The organism is Bradyrhizobium acaciae (assembly GCF_020889785.1).
GTDB classification, from domain to species: domain Bacteria; phylum Pseudomonadota; class Alphaproteobacteria; order Rhizobiales; family Xanthobacteraceae; genus Bradyrhizobium; species Bradyrhizobium acaciae.
Genome location: NZ_JACMYK010000033.1, coordinates 43050 through 60303 on the forward strand (window position 1 = coordinate 43050; position 17254 = coordinate 60303).

Annotated in this window: 17 protein-coding genes and 3 pseudogenes; 10 read left to right on the top strand and 10 right to left on the bottom strand. The window is 64.6% G+C overall.

Annotation, left to right across the window (positions count from 1 at the left end; genetic code table 11):
• Positions 1-205: 205 nt before the first annotated feature.
• The 3 genes from H8A92_RS15865 to H8A92_RS15875 form a co-directional block, all read right to left on the bottom strand.
• Positions 206-1417, bottom strand: coding sequence for a molybdopterin molybdotransferase MoeA (locus H8A92_RS15865; protein WP_229196650.1), 1212 nt, complete (start codon positions 1415-1417; stop codon positions 206-208).
• A gap of 26 nt (positions 1418-1443) precedes the next feature.
• Positions 1444-2070, bottom strand: a complete 627-nt coding sequence (locus H8A92_RS15870; RefSeq protein WP_229196651.1) for an HAD family hydrolase — start codon at positions 2068-2070, stop codon at positions 1444-1446.
• A gap of 228 nt (positions 2071-2298) precedes the next feature.
• On the bottom strand, positions 2299-2451 hold the full coding sequence (locus H8A92_RS15875) for a hypothetical protein (RefSeq protein ID WP_229196652.1): 153 nt from the start codon (positions 2449-2451) through the stop codon (positions 2299-2301).
• A 58-nt stretch (positions 2452-2509) separates the two neighbouring features.
• Here H8A92_RS15875 and H8A92_RS15880 point away from each other — a divergent pair.
• Positions 2510-2703, top strand: a pseudogene (locus H8A92_RS15880) (hypothetical protein); the annotation flags it as partial.
• Positions 2704-3299: 596 nt separating this feature from the next.
• Here H8A92_RS15880 and H8A92_RS15885 read toward each other — a convergent pair.
• Positions 3300-3596, bottom strand: a pseudogene (locus tag H8A92_RS15885) (response regulator transcription factor); the annotation flags it as partial.
• An 88-nt stretch (positions 3597-3684) separates the two neighbouring features.
• Here H8A92_RS15885 and H8A92_RS15890 point away from each other — a divergent pair.
• From H8A92_RS15890 to H8A92_RS15910, 5 genes are all read left to right on the top strand, one after another.
• Entirely contained in the window at positions 3685-4023 is a 339-nt protein-coding gene (locus tag H8A92_RS15890; RefSeq protein ID WP_229196654.1) for a DUF2380 domain-containing protein, read from the top strand.
• 111 nt (positions 4024-4134) lie between these two features.
• Positions 4135-5046: an amino acid ABC transporter substrate-binding protein gene (locus H8A92_RS15895; RefSeq protein WP_229196655.1), complete on the top strand. Its 912-nt coding sequence runs from the start codon at positions 4135-4137 to the stop codon at positions 5044-5046.
• 159 nt (positions 5047-5205) lie between these two features.
• A complete protein-coding gene (locus H8A92_RS15900; RefSeq protein WP_229196656.1) occupies positions 5206-5979 on the top strand; it encodes an ABC transporter substrate-binding protein in 774 nt (257 codons plus the stop codon).
• A gap of 6 nt (positions 5980-5985) precedes the next feature.
• A complete protein-coding gene (locus H8A92_RS15905; protein WP_229196657.1) occupies positions 5986-6222 on the top strand; it encodes a hypothetical protein in 237 nt (78 codons plus the stop codon).
• 394 nt (positions 6223-6616) lie between these two features.
• On the top strand, positions 6617-6766 hold the full coding sequence (locus tag H8A92_RS15910) for a hypothetical protein (RefSeq protein ID WP_229196658.1): 150 nt from the start codon (positions 6617-6619) through the stop codon (positions 6764-6766).
• A gap of 99 nt (positions 6767-6865) precedes the next feature.
• Here H8A92_RS15910 and H8A92_RS15915 read toward each other — a convergent pair whose 3' ends face one another.
• Positions 6866-7258, bottom strand: coding sequence for a hypothetical protein (locus H8A92_RS15915; RefSeq protein ID WP_163152144.1), 393 nt, complete (start codon positions 7256-7258; stop codon positions 6866-6868).
• A gap of 263 nt (positions 7259-7521) precedes the next feature.
• Between H8A92_RS15915 and H8A92_RS15920 the strand changes: the two genes are divergently transcribed.
• Both H8A92_RS15920 and H8A92_RS15925 read left to right on the top strand, forming a co-directional pair.
• The gene (locus H8A92_RS15920) at positions 7522-8715 is read left to right on the top strand and encodes an NADH:flavin oxidoreductase/NADH oxidase (RefSeq protein WP_229196659.1); all 1194 of its coding nucleotides are present in this window, start codon (positions 7522-7524) and stop codon (positions 8713-8715) included.
• Between the two features lie 169 nt (positions 8716-8884).
• Complete coding sequence (locus tag H8A92_RS15925) at positions 8885-10237, top strand: S41 family peptidase (protein WP_229196661.1); 1353 nt, start codon at positions 8885-8887, stop codon at positions 10235-10237.
• A 232-nt stretch (positions 10238-10469) separates the two neighbouring features.
• On the opposite strand, the gene H8A92_RS15930 is transcribed toward H8A92_RS15925, so the two are convergent.
• Together H8A92_RS15930 and H8A92_RS15935 are read right to left on the bottom strand one after the other, a co-directional pair.
• A complete protein-coding gene (locus H8A92_RS15930) occupies positions 10470-13202 on the bottom strand; it encodes a bifunctional diguanylate cyclase/phosphodiesterase (protein WP_229196662.1) in 2733 nt (910 codons plus the stop codon).
• Positions 13203-13356: 154 nt separating this feature from the next.
• Positions 13357-14178: an N-acyl homoserine lactonase family protein gene (locus H8A92_RS15935; protein WP_229196663.1), complete on the bottom strand. Its 822-nt coding sequence runs from the start codon at positions 14176-14178 to the stop codon at positions 13357-13359.
• A gap of 91 nt (positions 14179-14269) precedes the next feature.
• On the opposite strand from H8A92_RS15935, the pseudogene H8A92_RS15940 reads away from it, so the two are divergent.
• Both H8A92_RS15940 and H8A92_RS15945 read left to right on the top strand, forming a co-directional pair.
• Positions 14270-14407: pseudogene (locus H8A92_RS15940) on the top strand (LysR family transcriptional regulator); the annotation flags it as partial.
• A gap of 9 nt (positions 14408-14416) precedes the next feature.
• Positions 14417-15172: a LysR substrate-binding domain-containing protein gene (locus H8A92_RS15945; protein WP_229196669.1), complete on the top strand. Its 756-nt coding sequence runs from the start codon at positions 14417-14419 to the stop codon at positions 15170-15172.
• Here H8A92_RS15945 and moaC read toward each other — a convergent pair.
• The 3 genes from moaC to trpD all read right to left on the bottom strand — a co-directional run.
• Positions 15154-15693: a cyclic pyranopterin monophosphate synthase MoaC gene (gene moaC / locus H8A92_RS15950; protein ID WP_274613381.1), complete on the bottom strand. Its 540-nt coding sequence runs from the start codon at positions 15691-15693 to the stop codon at positions 15154-15156. The genes H8A92_RS15945 and moaC overlap by 19 nt on opposite strands.
• A gap of 4 nt (positions 15694-15697) precedes the next feature.
• Positions 15698-16519 (bottom strand): indole-3-glycerol phosphate synthase TrpC, encoded by an 822-nt coding sequence (gene trpC, locus H8A92_RS15955; protein ID WP_229196664.1) that lies wholly within the window; start codon positions 16517-16519, stop codon positions 15698-15700.
• Between the two features lie 10 nt (positions 16520-16529).
• On the bottom strand, positions 16530-17254 hold a 725-nt coding region (trpD, locus tag H8A92_RS15960), incomplete at its 5' end, for an anthranilate phosphoribosyltransferase (protein ID WP_229196665.1).

A 17254-nucleotide genomic window follows, 5' to 3' on the forward strand; every position in this document is an offset into this window, starting at 1 on the left:
GAGACTCTTCAGGTGGGGCTGCAGGCCGGGCCTGACCTCAGGAGCATAGCGCTCGTTGCACTGCTCCCTGGCGGCCTCCCGATTGTAGACACCAGTACTCGAAACAAATCATGAACGGACACTATATGTTCGATATGTGTTCCGCAACCACTTAATTTCCGGTGAACGTGCTCTGCAACGCGCAATCGGTTGAGCCGCGAAAGCCTCACTCAGGCAGCGTCAGGATCTCGCATTCGCTGCCTTTGACGGCAGCAGGCGCAAACGGCGGACGCACGAGAAGTGCCCGTGCGGCAGCGAGATTCCCGAGCAGTGAACTATCCTGCTGCGTCACCGGCGTTGCGATCAGCGTGCCGTCCTCGCGCTCTTCGAGACGCGCGCGCAGATAGTCCTCGCGCTGGTCGTTGGCGGCGAGGTCGCGGCCAAGCAGAGCGGTCGCGCGGACATGATGGATCGTCTTTCGGCCGCTCAGCGCCCGAATCAACGGCACCAGAAACAGGAAGCCGCAGACATAGGAGGACACGGGATTGCCGGGCAGGCCGATCACCCGCATCGCGCCGAGACGGCCGTGCATCATCGGCTTGCCGGGCCGCATCGCGATCCGCCAGAACGCCATGTCGACGCCCTCGGCCTCCAGCGACTGCTTGACCAGATCGTGGTCGCCGACCGATGCCCCGCCGGTCGTGATCAGCACATCGGCGCCGCTCTCGCGCGCCCGGCGGATGCCGGCGGTGGTTGCTTCCACGGTGTCGGCGGCAATCCCGAGATCGACGGTCTCGGCGCCTTCGGCGCGGGCCAGCGCCCGCAGCGCATAGCCGTTGGAATAGACGATCTGGCCGGGGCCCGGCTGTGCGCCCGGCATCACCAGCTCATCGCCGGTTGCGAGCACCGCAACCTTCGGACGGCGGCGGACGGCGAGTTCGGGATAGTTCATGGCGGCCGCCAGCGACAGCGCGCGGTCGGAGAGGCGGCTGCCGGCTGCGAGCAGCACGTCACCCTCGCGGAAATCGACGCCGGCCGGGCGGATGTGCCGTCCGGCGGTTGCGACCTCGGTGATCGCGATGTGGTCGCCGTCGATCCTGGTATCTTCCTGGATGATGACGGCGTCGGCCCCTTTGGGGATCACGCCGCCGGTGAAGATCCGCACCGCTTCGCCGGCACCGACCGTCCGCCCGAACGGCCGGCCGGCCGCGACTTCGCCGATCACCTTGAGCCGGGCCGAGAGGTCAGCGGCGTCGGCGGCTCGCACGGCGTAGCCATCCATCGCCGACATGGGCTGCGGCGGCTGGGTGCGCAGCGCCGCGAGGTCGCGCGCCAGGGTGCGGTGGTAGGCGGCATCGAGCGCGACCTTCTCCTCCGGCAGCGGTTCGGCGCCGGCGAGGACGGCGGACAGGGCATCGGCAACCGGCATCAGGGCCACGCTTAGAACTCCCAAAATTCCAATGTTCAAATCCCAAGTGCGGTCAAAGTCCTTGCCACGTCATCCGTCGATGTCACGTGGATGGCATGAAGGCCGCGCGCCCGCGCGCCTTCGATATTGGCAGCCAGGTCGTCGAAGAACAGGATCCGCGACGCCGGCACGCCGATGGCTTCTACCACATGATCGTAGGCCGCGGCGTCGGGTTTCCGATGGCCGATGGTCGAGGACAGAAACACGGTCCGGAAATGGCCGAGCAGCTCGGCATGGATGACCGAGAAATGTGCGACATGGGCCGGATTGGTGTTGGAGAAGGCGTAGAGCGGCATCCGCTTCGCTGCGGCCGCGAGCAGGGGGGCGATGCCCGGCATCTCGCCGGTGAAGATCGCGTTCCAGCCTTCGAGGAACTGCACATCGGTGAGGTCGATGCCGAGCGTCCGGCGCAGGTGATCGAAGAACGCCGCGTCGTCGATCCGGCCGATCTCATGATGCTTGAAGCTGTCGTCGACGACGAAGCGGCCGGCGAGCTCGGTCGGCGCACAGCCGGCATGCTGCGCCCAGTGCGCTATCACCTTGTCGAAGTCGATGTCGAGCACGACGCGGCCGATGTCGAACAGCAGCACGTCGACGGAATCTGGAGAGAGGTGCGAAGTCATTGCGTGAAACGATGTACGAAAATTGCGGGCGGGCGGCAACGTCCTCGATTTCGGTAAGGGGCAATTGCAGTTGGCGTTCCATTCGTCGCGAGACCGATCCCGCGTACACTGCCGTCGTCCCGGCCTTCGCCGGGACGACAGCGAGTGTGTGGCGCCGCTGGTTGGGCATACGTCCGCATTCTCGCGACATGAATCGTCCGAGTCTTGCTCTTCGTTTCGCCGCTCACCCTACGACGCACGCCTCAGCGGGCAGCCGTCAGGCCACCCTTTTTCTCCCAGGCGCCGCAGGAAGCCGACGTCGACGATGGCGCGTTCGTGGAAACCCTCGGAGATGATCTCGACCTCATCGCGGCAAATTGCTTCGAAGCGTGGGCCGGCCATAATGTCTTCTTTTTAAGGCAATTCGCTCGGAGGCGAGATGGTCGATCAGTGGCCCCCAGATGCAAAGTTTCAAATGGGTGACTATGCCGCAAAGAAGCGGCGCGCATCATGGCGCGGTAGAATCGTTGGTTGGTATCGTACGGATTTGACCAAGGATATGCGACAGAGAGCTATTTCGAGCCTGGCACGGTGCAGATTTATCCAGAGACGGCGTCCGACGCATGGAAGCCGCCGGTCCTGGAACATGAGTGACCGATTCTCGCCCTCCTGCGACCTTCGGAATCTCTGCTATTGGGCAAGGGCGCGGCTCACATCCGGGAGAGCGCCAGGCCGAGATAGCCGATGAGCGCGCCGGTGCTGAGAATGATGACGACGAGCGCCTGCTCTGAACGTGCCTGCAAGGTTTTCCGGGTCACGGCGTTGGACGCTCCGTCTCGAGAAATCATTCTATCCAACTAACGTGGGTCAGTGTCCGTTCCGGTTCCTCCTCGGGGAACTTTAGAGGATGTCGGCTATGCGAGCACATCGGCACCTCGCTTCATTCCAGCCCGGAAACCAACAACGCCGCCCGCATCGAAATACGGCGGGCGGCGTTGGTTCTAACCCCAGGAGGAATGGCAAAATCCTGACCTGTACGGATACGGACGAGCGCGGAAAGGGGTTCATGCCTTCGGCTCCGTATGATTCCGGTACTCCGGAGGAGCAGATGAAAGTAGCGGGGCGGGGTCTAGGATTGGGTGACTAAGTTGCTCTGGCCTCAGCGTGTGTACCCCCTCGCTGGGGCCTTTCTTTGTGCCACCGATCTCGCTGAGCGCGGGCTTGCATCGTGAGCCGGCGCCGCCGCGGGCTCACTGCTCGCCCAGATCGATCTGCGTCAGGATGCCCTGCCGCAGCGCGAGGCGGACCAGCTCGATATCCGTGCCGATACCGAGCTTGTCCTTGATCAGGGAATGCAGGTTCGCGACCGTCTTGGGGCTCAAGTACAGCGCCTCGGCGATTTCGTCGGTGGTCTTTTCCGCGAGCAGCATACGCAGCACCTCGAATTCCCGCGCGGTCAGCGGGTCGGCGGCGGCGGTCTCGCCGGCGAGGTGGCTGAGCGCGAGCTCGTGGTCGATATGCGGACTGATTGCGGTCTTGCCCGACAGCGCACGGCCATCGTCGATCGCAAGCGCGATTTCGCTAACGTTGCCGCCAGACGCCGATGCCGCCAAACTCGCCGACGTGACCCGGGGCGTGCGCGACCAGCTTGCGCAGTCGGGCCGGTACCGCCTGGTCGATACCGCCGGCGCGCCTGCGGAACCCATCAAGGCGCGCGCGCTGCGCGACTGCGGCGGCCCGCGAAGCTGCGACTGCGCGACAGCTCGGCGCGGATCAATCGCTGATCGGCGTCATCAGGCGGTCCGCCGGACCGAATACACGGTCGGCTTCCAACTGCGCGATGCCCGCAGTGGCGCGGTCGTTTCGCGCGACGACAGCGACCTGCGGATGGGCGCCGATTATTCCTGGACCCCCGGCGCGGTTCGCCTGATCGGCGACCGCCTGCTCGAGGGCGGAGCGCAGCGGTCGGTCTGAGGGCGCGGGCGGACCATCGCAAAGTGCGATAGCTGTTAGACACGCCGTCATCTGGCTCCATGCTTATCTATGCGCTATCACCGCGCTCCGATCCCTGCACAGGAGCTGCCGATGCGTTTGCCCGCCGTCCTTTTCGTTCTCACGCTCGCCGCGAGCCCCGTGGCAGCGCAGGAGCTGTCGGGCACGCTGCAGAAGATCAAGGAGACGAAGAAAGTCACGCTCGGCTTCCAGGAAGCCTCCGTTCCCTTCAGCTATCTCGACGACAACGCGCGGCCGATCGGCTTTGCGCTCGATATCTGCCTCAAGATCGTCGATGCGGTGAAGAAGGAGCTGGGCATGCCCGACATCGCCGTCGACTACCTCCCGGTGACCTCTTCGAACCGGATTCCGCTGATGGTCAACGGCACGATCGATCTGCATTGCTCGGCGACCACGAACAGCGCGGACCGCCAGAAGCAGGTGACCTTCACCAACACGCACTTCCTGAGCGCGACGCGCTTTGCCGCCAAGAAATCCGCCGGCATTAACTCGATCGACGACCTCAAGGGCAAGTCGGTCACCGCGGTGGCGGGATCGGTGAACCTCGCGCAGCTCATCAAGGTCAATGCCGATCGCAAGCTTGGTGCCAATGTGCTGCCGGCCAAGGACCAGGCCGAGGCATTCCTGATGCTGGAGACCGATCGCGCCCAGGCCTACGCACTCGACGACGTCCAGCTTGCGGTCGCGATTGCGCGGTCGAAAGAACCTTCGCTCTACATGATCAGCGAGGAGGCTTTCTCGAAGGCCGAGCCGTTCGGCATCATGCTGCGCCGGGAGGACGCGCCGTTCAAGGCGCTCGCCGACCGCGCCACCGCGGAGCTCTACCAGAGCCCGGAGATCGAGGTGATGTACAGGAAGTGGCTGGAGCAGCCGACCCCGCCGAAGGGCATCAACTACAACGTCCCGATCTCGCCCGCGCTGCGCAACGCATTCGCCCATCCGAGCTCGAGCTTCGATCCGGATGTGTACGAGGTTGCGAAGTAGCGGACGATAGGCTGACCGGAAAACGGTTCACCGCGCCAAGCCGTCGATCCTTGGAACGGCTTTTCTCGCGCGCGGCGAAAAACGAAATAGCGTCTCATATACATCGCCGGCTTTTCACCTAAGCTTGCGGCAGTTGTGACTGCCGATCAGGAGCTGCCGGTGACTGCGTCATCCCTTCTTTCTCGACGTTCCGCGCTAGGTGTGCTCGGAGGCAGCCTGATTGCGGGTGGTGCGCGCGCGGAAACCGGAGCGGGCGGGGGTGCCGATCTCGGTGGCGTCACGTTACGGGTGGCGTACTACAAGGGCGGCTGGCGTCCGCTGCTGGAGGCGGCGGGCGAGGACAAGACGCCGTACCGGATCGAATGGAAGGAGCTCAACAACGGCGTGCTCCATATCGAGGCATTGAACGGCGATGCGCTCGACATCGGATCGGGCAGTGAGATTCCGGCGATGTTCGCCGCGCGCCAGAACGCCAAGGTGCGCTTCATTGCCGTCACCCATGAGGATCTCAACATCCAGGTCACGGTGGCGGCGAAGGACGCGCCGATCCATTCGATTGCCGATCTCAAGGGAAAGCGCGTCGGCTATGTGCGCGCGACGACTGCTCATTATTTCCTGGCCAAGCAGCTCGAGGAAGCCGGGCTTGGGTTCGGCGATATCGAGGCCATCAATCTGACGCCGTCGGACGGCTACTCGGCGTTCGCCTCCGGCAAGCTCGATGCCTGGGCGATCTACGGCTACAACGGACAACTCGCCATCGCCAAGCAGGGTGCGCGCCTGCTCAAGACCGGCGTCGGCTATCTCTCGGGCAACTTCCCGATCTACGCCAATCCGAAGGCGGTCGACGATCCGCAGCGCCACGCGGCGGTGAGCGATCTGCTGCTGCGGATCCAGCGCGCCTATGCGTTCGCCAACAAGAACTTTCCCATCTAGGCCGCCGTGCAGGTGGCCGAAACCCATCTGCCGTTGCAGGACATTCTCGACCAGTTCGCCCGTCGCAGCGACGACTTCTCGCTCGCCGGCGTGACGCCCGACGTGCCGGAAACCCACCAGAAGGTCGCCGACACCTTCCTCAAGCTCGGAGTGCTCGACGCGCGCACGGAGGTTGGCAAATTCTGGGACACGAGCTTCAACGAAGCGATCGCCGCGGGCGCTGCCAAGCTCGCTCGGATATGACGGCCGCCATGAGGACGTAGCCCATATGGGCTAAGCGAACTCCGTCAATCAATTCCGCTGTACGTGGAACTTCGAGGTTTTGCGGCCCCAGCGTGACGGCTGGGGCCGCAGGAGGTGTTGTGACTCTGGGGCAATGGTCAGAGCACAGCCACCGAACGGCACACAGGTGCGGATGTTCCAACGCGTTGCGGCCGGCGATGCCGTGCTGCCATGCGGACCGGGAAGGTTGCAGGCCGCGTCAAGACCGTATCATGATGACGTCAACCAACTCGTATCGTATGCGAGTCGGATAGACGGTTTCGGCACCGGCCTTCAGGCCCGCAAGGGTGCTGGAGCCACATCATGTTTGCAGCGGGTTTCTTTCCTTGATGCCGATTGTTGTTCGGAGCCGACATTGAATCACGACGCATTGGCCAAGCTCACCGTCACCGTCGTTGTTCTGGTCGCGTTGCTGGTGTGGCGCGTTACCGATCAGAGGAAGTCGGTCGATTGCGGAGCCGGCTGTCCGACCGATGTCTCCGCAATCCGCAAGACCGCTCCATAGCAAGACTGCTCAATAGCAAGTCCGCTCGATAGTCAGACCAGCGTCGCGCACGTGGTGTTTCGCGTGGCGCCGCTTCGGTTGACGTCAACGTCACTGGGCTTAGCGTTTAGCCGGCGGACCGCTCTTGTTGCCGGGCAATCCCTTGACGTTTGACGGATCCTGCTCCTGGACATGCAGGTTTTGCGAGCCTGAGCCAACCGTGCTCTGGCCCGGGGGCGGTCCGTTCTTGTTGCCCGGCGCCCCGCTGATGCCGGTCCCGGAATTCTGGGCGCTCGGAGATGTCGCGGCGTCCGTGGAACCGGTCGCGGCATCGGGGCGCCCCGGAGGCGTGGCAGCTGCACCGGAACGCTGCTGATCGCCGACATAGCCGGATTCACCGGAGTTGCGGGTCTTGGCGCCCTTGTCGGCTTCGTTTTGCAGATTCTGCGCGGCCGCGATCGGCGCGGTTGCCGTGATCGCTGCGATGAGCAGCGCGATCGTGCTGGTCCTCATGAGAGTTCTCCTTGGGTTACCTAGGACAACTCGCTTCGCGGCCATCATTTCCTGCGCGCGCAGGAATTTGTCGCTATGGAACACACGACCAGCTTGATCACGGCGCAACACGCGACGGCAAAGCCTGCGGGTAACGAAGCGGTGTGAGGCTTCTTCCGCGTGCTTCGCCGTGCCCCTATCGGCCACAGCACGGTGCGTATATCGTCGGCAGCAACGACAAAATCGACCCGGCGCACCGGGTCGCGACGTCAGATGAGGAAGCGATGTCCGAGAAGCTGCTGTTTTCGCCGATGACCATCCGCGGCGTCACGCTGAAGAACCGCATCGTGGTGCCGCCGATGCACCAGTATTCCGCCGAGAAGGGCTTTCCGACCGACTGGCATCTGATGAACGCCGGCAAGTTTGCGGCCGGCGGCGCCGGTCTCGTGATCGTCGAATCGACCAAGGTGGAGCGCCGCGGCTGCGGCACGATCGGCGATCTCGGCATCTGGGACGACAAGTTCATCGCGCCGCTCGGCCGCATCGCGGGCTTCATCAAGGAGCAGAGAGCGGTTGCCGGCATCCAGCTCGGCCATTCCGGCCGCAAGGCGCGTGCGAGCCGCCCCTGGGAGGGCGACCGTCCGCTGGAGCGCAGCGCCGCAATCGAGGATTGGGACGCCTGGACGCCGGTGGCTCCGAGCGCGATCGCCCATAGTGAGCGCTGGCCGGTGCCGCGCGCGCTCGAGACGCATGAGGTGAAGGACCTCGTCGCGGCCTGGGGGCAGGCGGCGCGGCGCGCGCATCAAGCCGGGTTCGAGGTGCTCGAACTGCACGGTGCCCACGGCTATCTCGTGCACGAATTTCTCTCGGAGCGTTCGAACCAGCGCAATGACGAGTATGGCGGGTCGGAATCGAACCGGATGCGCTTCCTGATCGAGGTGACGGAGGCGGTGCGAGCCCATTGGCCGGATCACAAGCCGCTGTTCGTGCGGCTGTCGGTCGAGGACAATGCCGGCTGGGGCCCGGAGCAGAGCGCCCGGCTGGCCAGGATCCTGAAGGCGAAGGGCGTCGATGTGATCGACTGCTCGTCGGGCGGAATCAGCGAGATGGCACCGATTTTGGGCAAGGAGATCAAATACAACTATCAGGTGCCGCTTGCGGAATATGTCCGCAGCCATGCCGATATCATGACCATGGCGGTCGGGTTGATTATTCACGGCGACCAGGCCGAGCAGATCCTGCACGATAAACAAGCAGATTTGATCGCGGTCGGGCGGGAAATCCTCAATAACCCCAACTGGCCGATGGATGCGGCATTGAAACTCGGGGTTGAAGGGCCATTTCGCAATGTTCCTCCGCAGTTTGGCTATTGGCTGGGCACGCGGGCCAAGCGCGGATTCGGGACCCAGCCTTCGACTTGGCAGAACGGGTTGCGGGAAGGTGGTCCAGAGGCCGACTTTGGGCTGACACGGAGCTGACTTGAGGGGCCGATTTGGGCGGACCAGGGCATCGTGACAGGACCGTAATGGTCCGGCGACGAGGCGGCCTTGATCCGACCAAAAAGCCGTTGTGTGGTGCCCCGCGTCGGGGTGAGGCAGGCCGCATATTGCGAAACGTTGCCGGCCGTTAGCGAAGGGATCACGGATAATGCGCAAACATGTTGGCTTCTTCCTCGGAACGGTTGCGGGCGCGTGTCTCACCCTGCTCGTGGCCTCGCCGCAGGGGGCGCATCTGTTCGCCGTCGCCAATGCCGCCGCGCATTCCGACAACACCTATTCGCAGCTCAATCTGTTCGGCGAGGTGTTCGAGAAGGTCAAGACCGACTACGTCGAGAAGCCCGAGGACTCCAAACTCGTCGAAGGGGCGATCAACGGCATGATCTCCTCGCTCGATCCGCACTCCCGCTACATGAACGAGAAGGGCTGGGCGGAGATGCAGGAGACCACGCATGGCGAGTTCGGCGGGCTCGGCATCGAGGTCACGATGGAAGACGGTTTCGTCAAGGTGGTGGCGCCGATCGACGACACGCCGGCCTCGCGCGCCGGCATCATGTCGGGCGACGTAATCACCTCGATCGACGATGACCAGATCCAGGGCATGACGCTCGACCAGGCCGTCAACAAGATGAAGGGCGCGCCGAACAGCTCGATCCGGCTGAAGATCGTCCGCAAGGACGCCGACAAGCCGATCGAGCTCTCGATCACCCGCGAGATCATCCGCGTCCGCCCGGTGAAGTATCACGTCGAGGGCGGTGACATCGGCTATATCCGGATCACCTCGTTCAACGAGCAGACCACCGAAGGCCTGCACAAGGCGATCGCGGAGATCCAGAAGGAGATCCCGCAGGACAAGCTCGCCGGCTATGTCGTCGACCTCCGCAACAATCCGGGCGGCCTGCTCGACCAGGCGGTTTCCGTGACCTCGACCTTGATGCAGCGGGGCGAGGTGGTCTCGACCCGAGGCCGCAATCCGGAAGAGACCCAGCGCTTCACCGCCCATGGCGGCGACATGACCAAGGGCAAGCCGCTGGTCGTCCTGATCAACGGCGGCTCTGCTTCGGCGTCCGAGATCGTCGCCGGCGCGCTGCACGACCACAAGCGCGCGACCTTGATCGGGACCCGCTCGTTCGGCAAGGGCTCGGTGCAGACGATCATTCCGCTCGGCGCCGGCAACGGCGCGCTGGCTCTGACCACGGCGCGCTATTTCACCCCGTCAGGCCATTCGATCCAGGCGCTCGGCATCAAGCCCGACATCGAAGTGCTGCAGGACGTGCCGGACGAGTTCAAGACCCGCTCGGAGTTGAAGGGCGAGGCCTCGATGCGCGGCCATCTCGCCGCCGAGGGCGCAGAGCAGACCGGCTCGCAGTCGTACGTCCCGCCGGATGAGAAGAACGACAAGGCGCTGGCCGCGGCGTTCAACCAGCTGCGCGGCGTCACCGTCAACGCCGACGCAAAGAACGCCGACACCAAGGCTGCGCAGAAGCGGCCGGTGCCGAACTAGAACCTGACGGACGTAGCCCGGATAGAGCCCATCGGGCGCGTGTTCGCGCGACCCGTTGGGCTCCATCCGGGCTGCGCAGCTGCCAAAATATCGAAAACAACCCCATGCAAAGGAGCAGGCGGCGGCCGGCGCTGGACCAGTCAATTTGACACGTCGGGCAATTTCAGGGTATATTTCTAATATTCCGAAATAGTGCGGGGCGTCCCTTGGAGCTCGCCCCGTCCGAGAGGCCTTACGCCGCCCCGGCGACAGGCTTGCGCCGGCGTGTGATGGCGGGACCCGCGGCGGGGCCATGGCGATGCCCGGCCAGCAGCTCGCGGATCTGGGCGGCCGGCTTCGGCGGGCTGAACAGATAGCCCTGCATTTCCGAGCAGCCGAGCTCGCGGAGCATTTGCTGCTGCTGCGCGGTCTCGACGCCTTCCGCCGTCGTGGTCATGCTGCGCTCGGCGGCGATGTTGACGACCGCCTCGACGATGCCAGCCGAACCCTGCGGATCGGCGATGTCGGTGACGAAGCAGCGGTCGATCTTGATCTTGTCGAACGGGAAGCGCTTCAGATAGCTCAGCGACGAATAGCCGGTGCCGAAATCGTCGAGCGCGATCCGGATGCCGATGGCGCGGAGCTGGTGCAGCGCGGCGAGCGCGGTCTCGTCGTCACGGATCAGCACGGCCTCGGTGATCTCGAGCTCCAGCCGGCTCGCTGACAGGCCCGACGCCGCCAGCGCCGCGATCACCTTGAGCGCCAGCGTGCCGCTGCGGAACTGGACCGGTGAGACGTTGACCGCGAGCCTGATGTGATCGGGCCAGTTGACGGCTTCCTTGCAGGCCGTCATCAGCACCCATTCCCCGAGCTGGTTGATCAGGCCGGTCTCCTCGGCGATCGGCACGAAATCGGCCGGCGAGATCATGCCGCGCACCGGATGCCGCCAGCGCACCAGCGCCTCGCAGCCGGTGATCTCGTTGCTGCGCAGGTCGACGCAGGGCTGGTAAAACACTTCGAGCCCGCTGCCCGCGGCGATGGTCTGCCGCAGCTCCATCTCGAGCTCGCGGCGGGCGCGGGCGTCGGCATCCATCGCCGGCTCGAAGAAGCGCGCGACGCGACGGCCGGCCGACTTCGCCGCATACATCGCAAGGTCGGCGTTCTTCATGATCTGGTCGAGATCGGTGCCGTCCTTCGGCGCCAACGCGATGCCGATGCTCGCATCGGTCGTGACCTGGTGGCCGAGGCATTGATAGGGCGAGCGGATCACCTCGTAGATGCGGGCGACGAGGTCAGTGACCTCGACCTTGCTCTTCACGCCGGTCTGCACGATCGCGAATTCGTCGCCGCCGAGCCGGGCGACGAAATCGCCGTCGCCGATCACGCCGCTCAGCGTCCTCGCCACGGACTTGAGCAGCTCGTCGCCGACCATGTGGCCGAGCGAGTCGTTGACGCCCTTGAATTCGTCGATGTCGATATAGAGCACCGCCAGTTGGCTGTCGGGCGTGACATGCGGCAGCTCGCGCTTGATCTCCTCGTGGAACAGCGCGCGGTTCGGCAGGTCGGTGAGCGCATCGTAGTGGGCAAGATGCGTGATGCGCTCCTCGGCGCGGCGGCGCTCGGTGACGTCCTCGTGGGTCGCAAGCCAGCCGCCATCGGCCAGGGGCTCGTTGACGACCTGGATCGAGCGCCCGTCGGGCGTCGCGATCACCATGGTGTTGCGGATGCCGACGTCGCGCAGCACGAGGTTGACGTAACGCTCGACGTCGCCCTGGAACGAACCGGTCAGGTGGCGGTGCACGATGACGTCACGGAAGCTGCAGCCCGGCCGGATGACGTCGACGGACAATCCGTACATCTCGATATAGCGCTTGTTGCAGATCACCAGCCGCTGCGCGGCATCGAACAGCAGCAGCCCCTGCGTCATGTTGTTGACGGCGGTGTCGAGCCGGAGCTTCTCCAAGGTCAGGCGCTGCTGCTGGGCGCGATGCTGCTGCAACAGCTTGCGTACCACGAGCGTCAGCAGGATCGCGATCGCGAGCACGGATGCGGCGGTGACCGCGATCAGGATGCCGATCTGCTCGCGCCAATTGGCGAGTGCCGCTTCGGTCGTGGTCGTCGCGACGACCACGATCGGGAACTTGGTGAGCGCGCGCGACGACATCAGGCGGTCCTTGCCGTCCACCGGGCTGGTCAGCCGCGAGGTGCTCGCTGGCTGCTCGAACACCTGCTGCTGGTTGGCCGGGCCGGTGCGGAAGTTCTTCCCGATCATCTCCTCGACATGGGGATAGCGCGCCAGCAGCGTGCCGTCCCGATGGTGCATCGAGATCGCGGCGCCGTCGCCGAGCGCAACGGTCGAGAAGAATTTCTCGAAGGTCGCCGGCTCGATGCCGCGCCCGACCACACCGAGGAACTCGCGATGCGGGCCCGTGACCTTGCGGACGATAGCGGTGGTCCAATTTCCGCTGACGCGGCTGACCACCGGCGCGACCATCATGTCGGGCGAGTAGGGGCTGGACCTGAAGATGTTGAAGTAGTCGCGATCGGCGATCGAGGCCTGCGGCAGCGGCCAGGCGCCCGAGCTGTTGATCAGGACACCATCGGCGTCGAACACGTTGAGGCTGCCGACATTAGACAGTGCGTCCATCTTGGACTTGAGCATCGCATGGATGTCGGCGGAGGACATCCGGCGCTTATAGTTCTCCGGTGTCGCAATCCCGTTGACGTGCATGAACGCGATCAGGTCACGCTGGACCACCTCGAGGTCGTCGAGCTGCTGGTCGAAATGCCGCGCCAGCAGCAGCACGGTGTTCTCGAGCTCGCGCTCGCTGTTGTGCAGGGCGCGCTCGCGGAAGTTCTCGGCCATCAGGGTGGCGCCGATCGCAATCGCAGCCATCAGCACGGCGCCGCCGAGGATCAGCCAGCGGATCGGACCGCTGCCGATCACAGAGGCGACGTTGAACGAGGCACTGCTGTTTTGATTCATCTGACGCTATCGCTTCCAGGCGTTTCGCCCGGAAGTAACTTTTGCGCACCTCCGGCCCGCGAAAGTCGTATCCAAACGAGATGGAGCGCCGGTTAGCGAGATTGGTTAATGAATGGTTGCTTGAAGCTGGTGCGCGCGCTCGCCCGCGATTCGACTAACCGGCCGATACGGCAAGCTGCCGGTTGACAAGGCGGAGACCCGATTCCGGATCATGTGTCGGCAGATAGATCGTCGGACGGCTTCGCGCAAAAGCCTTGATGGCATCAAGTGTGGCTTTGGCGATATCGACGCCGGCGCTGACCCCGTCGACCGTGCCCGAAAGCATGAGCGCTTGATTGTAGGAGGTGTCGCCGGCGAGGAAGATTGCGGTGTCGCCATCCTGAACGATGACAGACATGTGGTTGGGTGTGTGTCCAGGGGTTGCCACCGCAACGATGTCACCTGCCCTTGTTAGCCGCTGGCTGCGCTTGAAGGAGCCAAATTGTTCCGCCGGCAGCTCGACCGGTGTTGGGTCGAACCATGTGGGCCAACGATGGGGAAGGTACCCCCGGATACGCCCGAGCAATCCGCGAGCCTGCGCCAGCTCGCCGGCGGGGACAATGATTTCGCTGTTGGGGAAGTGCGCAAGGCCGCCGTCGTGATCCATGTGAAGATGGGTGAGCACGACTTTCTTTACGTCGCGGGGACCAATCCCCAGGGCCCGGAGCTGCGGCCCGATTTCCTGCCCGCGCTCGATCTGGAAGCCGACTTCCCATCTCACATAGGGATTGAGCTCGTGCGAATGCTCCAAGAGATGTGTCCCTTGGCCACTGTCGACGACAATAACGCCTTCAGGATGCTCGATCGCCCATGCGAATGTCGGCACCCAGTCGGTCCAGTTCGGATCGAGGAATATGTCGATGAGGCCGTGGCCCCGGCCTTTGACCTGGGCGGTTTTGATTTTGACGGTTCCTGTCTGGATCGGATGGATGCGCATCTGGGTGTCTCATGAGAGCGTTGGTGGCCCCAAAATGCGCACTCCTCCCAGTGAACGGAATTGTCGAAGGTTCTTGAGTTGGTATACAAAAATGCATGGACAGGTATCCGGGCTGGGAACTGTACAGGTCATTTCTGGCGGTCCTGCGCGAGGGAGCCTCTCGGGTGCGGCGCGCTCCCTCAAGCTCACCCAGCCGACCGTCGGCCGGCACATCCGTGAGCTGGAGGCCACTCTCGGTATGCCGCTGTTCACGCGCGCCCGGGATGGCCTGAGGCCGACCGCGGCAGCCGTCGTTGCGCAGCCGCACGCCTTGGCCATGGCCGCCGCCGCCGAAACGTTGCTGAGAACGATCTCGAGCAAGGCGGGCCAGCCCCGCACCGTCGTCCGCCTCGCGGCCTCCGAGATCGTTGCGACGGAGATTCTTCCGCCAATTCTTGCTGAATTGGAGCGCAGCCAGCCGGGCTTGGTCGTCGAGATCTCCGCTTCGGACCGGCTGGAAGACCTGTTGCGGCGGGATTGCGATATCGCCATTCGCATGGTGAGACCGACCCAGGCGGATCTCGTCGCGCGCAAGGTGGGCCAGGCTCGGCTGGGATTCCATGCTCACACGAACTACCTGGAAAAGAACGGAAGACCCGCCAGTTTGCGCGAGCTGAAGCGGCATTGCCTCGTGGGCTTTGATCACGAGACCCCCGCTGTCCAGGCGCTGTATCGGCTCGGTCTACAATTGAGGCGGGACGACTTTGCACTGCGGTCCGACAACACTCTTCTTCAGTTGGCGGCCATCAGGGCAGGATTCGGAATTGGAATATGCCAACGCGCGGTTGTGCGCGAGGACGCCCAACTCGTGCATCTCTTGCCTAAAGAGTTTTCACCGAGCCTCGACGTCTGGGTCACGATGCATCAGGACTTGCGCAAGAGTCCGCCGATGAGATCGATGTTCGACCATTTGGCCGAAGCGCTGAAACTTGTTTATCAGTCGTCCGCGCGATAGTGCCCGGACTTGCCGCCGATCTTCTCGACGAGATGAATGCCCTCGATGCGCACGCCGCGCTCGACCGCCTTGATCATGTCGTAGATCGTCAGGCAGGCGACCGAAACCGCGGTCAGCGCCTCCATCTCGACGCCGGTCGGGCCCGTCACCTTGACGCTCGCGCGGACGATGCAGCCGGGCAGCTTGGCGTCGGTTGCGATATCGATCGTGACCTTGGCCAGCGCCAGCGGGTGGCAGAGCGGGATCAATTCCGAGGTCCGCTTCGCCGCCATGATGCCGGCGATCCGCGCGGTCGCCAGCACATCGCCCTTCTTGGCCTGGCCGGTTTCGATCAGCGCGAGCGTTGCCTTGCTCATCAGCACGCGGCCTTCGGCAACCGCGGTCCGCTCGGTCGCCGGCTTGGCCGAGACGTCGACCATGCGCGCGTCGCCCTTGGCGTCGATATGGGTGAGGGCGGTACCAGAGCCCGACGGCTCGACCTTGCTCTTGACCCTGCTCTTGGCCTTGGTTGTCCCCGCCATCGCGTCAGCGCGTGCCGGTGGCGCGCGGTGCGCTCTGCCGCGTCAGCAGGGTGCGGGTCGCCGCGGTGACGTCCTGCTGGCGCATCAGGCTCTCGCCGACCAGGAAGGTCGACATCCCGACGCGTTCGAGGCGGGCGAGGTCGTCAGGCGTGAAGATGCCGCTTTCGCCGACCATCATGCGGTCGCGCGGGATCAGCGGCGCCAGCGCCTCGCTGGTCGCGAGCGTGGTCTCGAAGGTACGCAGATTGCGGTTGTTGACGCCGATCATCGGCGATCGCAGCTTCAGGGCACGATCGAGCTCGGCGCCGTCGTGGATCTCGATCAGCACATCCATCCCATAGGACAGCGCGGCGTCCTCGAGCTCCCGGGCCACGACGTCGTCGAGCGCGGCCATGATGATCAGGATGCAGTCGGCGCCATGGGCGCGCGCCTCCGCCACCTGATAGGTGTCGAACATGAAATCCTTACGCAGCACCGGCAGATTGGTCGCCGCACGGGCCGCCACCATGAAGTCGAGATGGCCCTGGAACGAGGGCGCATCGGTCAGCACCGACAGGCACGCCGCGCCGCCGGCCTCATAGGCCTTCGCGAGAACGGGCGGATGGAAGTCGGCGCGGATCAGCCCCTTCGAGGGCGAGGCCTTCTTCACTTCCGCGATCAGGGCATACTCGCCGCCTGCATGCTTGTCCCTGAGGGCGCGGACGAAGCCGCGCGGGGCGGGGGCCGATTTCGCCTGCGCCTCGACCTCGGCGAGCGGACGCGCGCGCTTCGCAGCGGCGATCTCCTCGCGCTTGTAAGCCTCGATCTTGGTCAGGATGTCCGACATCTCTGTACTCTCAACCGTTGGAAACCGCGACCAGATGCTTCAGCCGTGCCGCGGCCGCGCCGCTGTCGAGCGACTGGGTACCGATCGCAACGCCTTCCTTCAGATCCTTGGCGCGGCCGGCAACGATGAGCGCGGCGGCCGCATTCAGCAAAGCGACGTCGCGATAGGCGCTCGGCTTGCCGTTCAGCACGCTGGACAGCGCGACCGCGTTGGCATCGGCATCGCCGCCCTTCAGCGCCTCGCCGCCGACGCGGCGGAGGCCGGCATCTTCCGGCGTGACCTCTGATGTCGTGATCTCGCCGTTCTCCAGCCTGGCAACGAAGGTCGGGCCGGTGAGGGTGATCTCGTCGAGGCCATCGGAGCCGTGCACGACCCAGACCTTGTCGGAGCCGAGGTTCTTCAGCACCTGCGCCAGCGGTTGCACCCACTGCCGCGAGAACACGCCGACCATCTGCCGCTTGACGCCGGCCGGGTTCGACAGCGGTCCGAGCAGGTTGAAGATGGTGCGAGTGGCGAGCTCGACCCGGGTCGGGCCGACGTTCTTCATGGCCGGATGATGCGAAGGCGCGAACATGAAGCCGATGCCAGCTTCCTTGACGCAGCGCCCGACGCGCTCCGGCGTCAGGTCGAGTTTGACGCCGAGCGAGGCCAGCACGTCGGCGGCGCCCGAGCGCGACGACAGCGCGCGGTTGCCGTGCTTGGCAACGGGCACGCCGGCGCCGGCCACGATGAAGG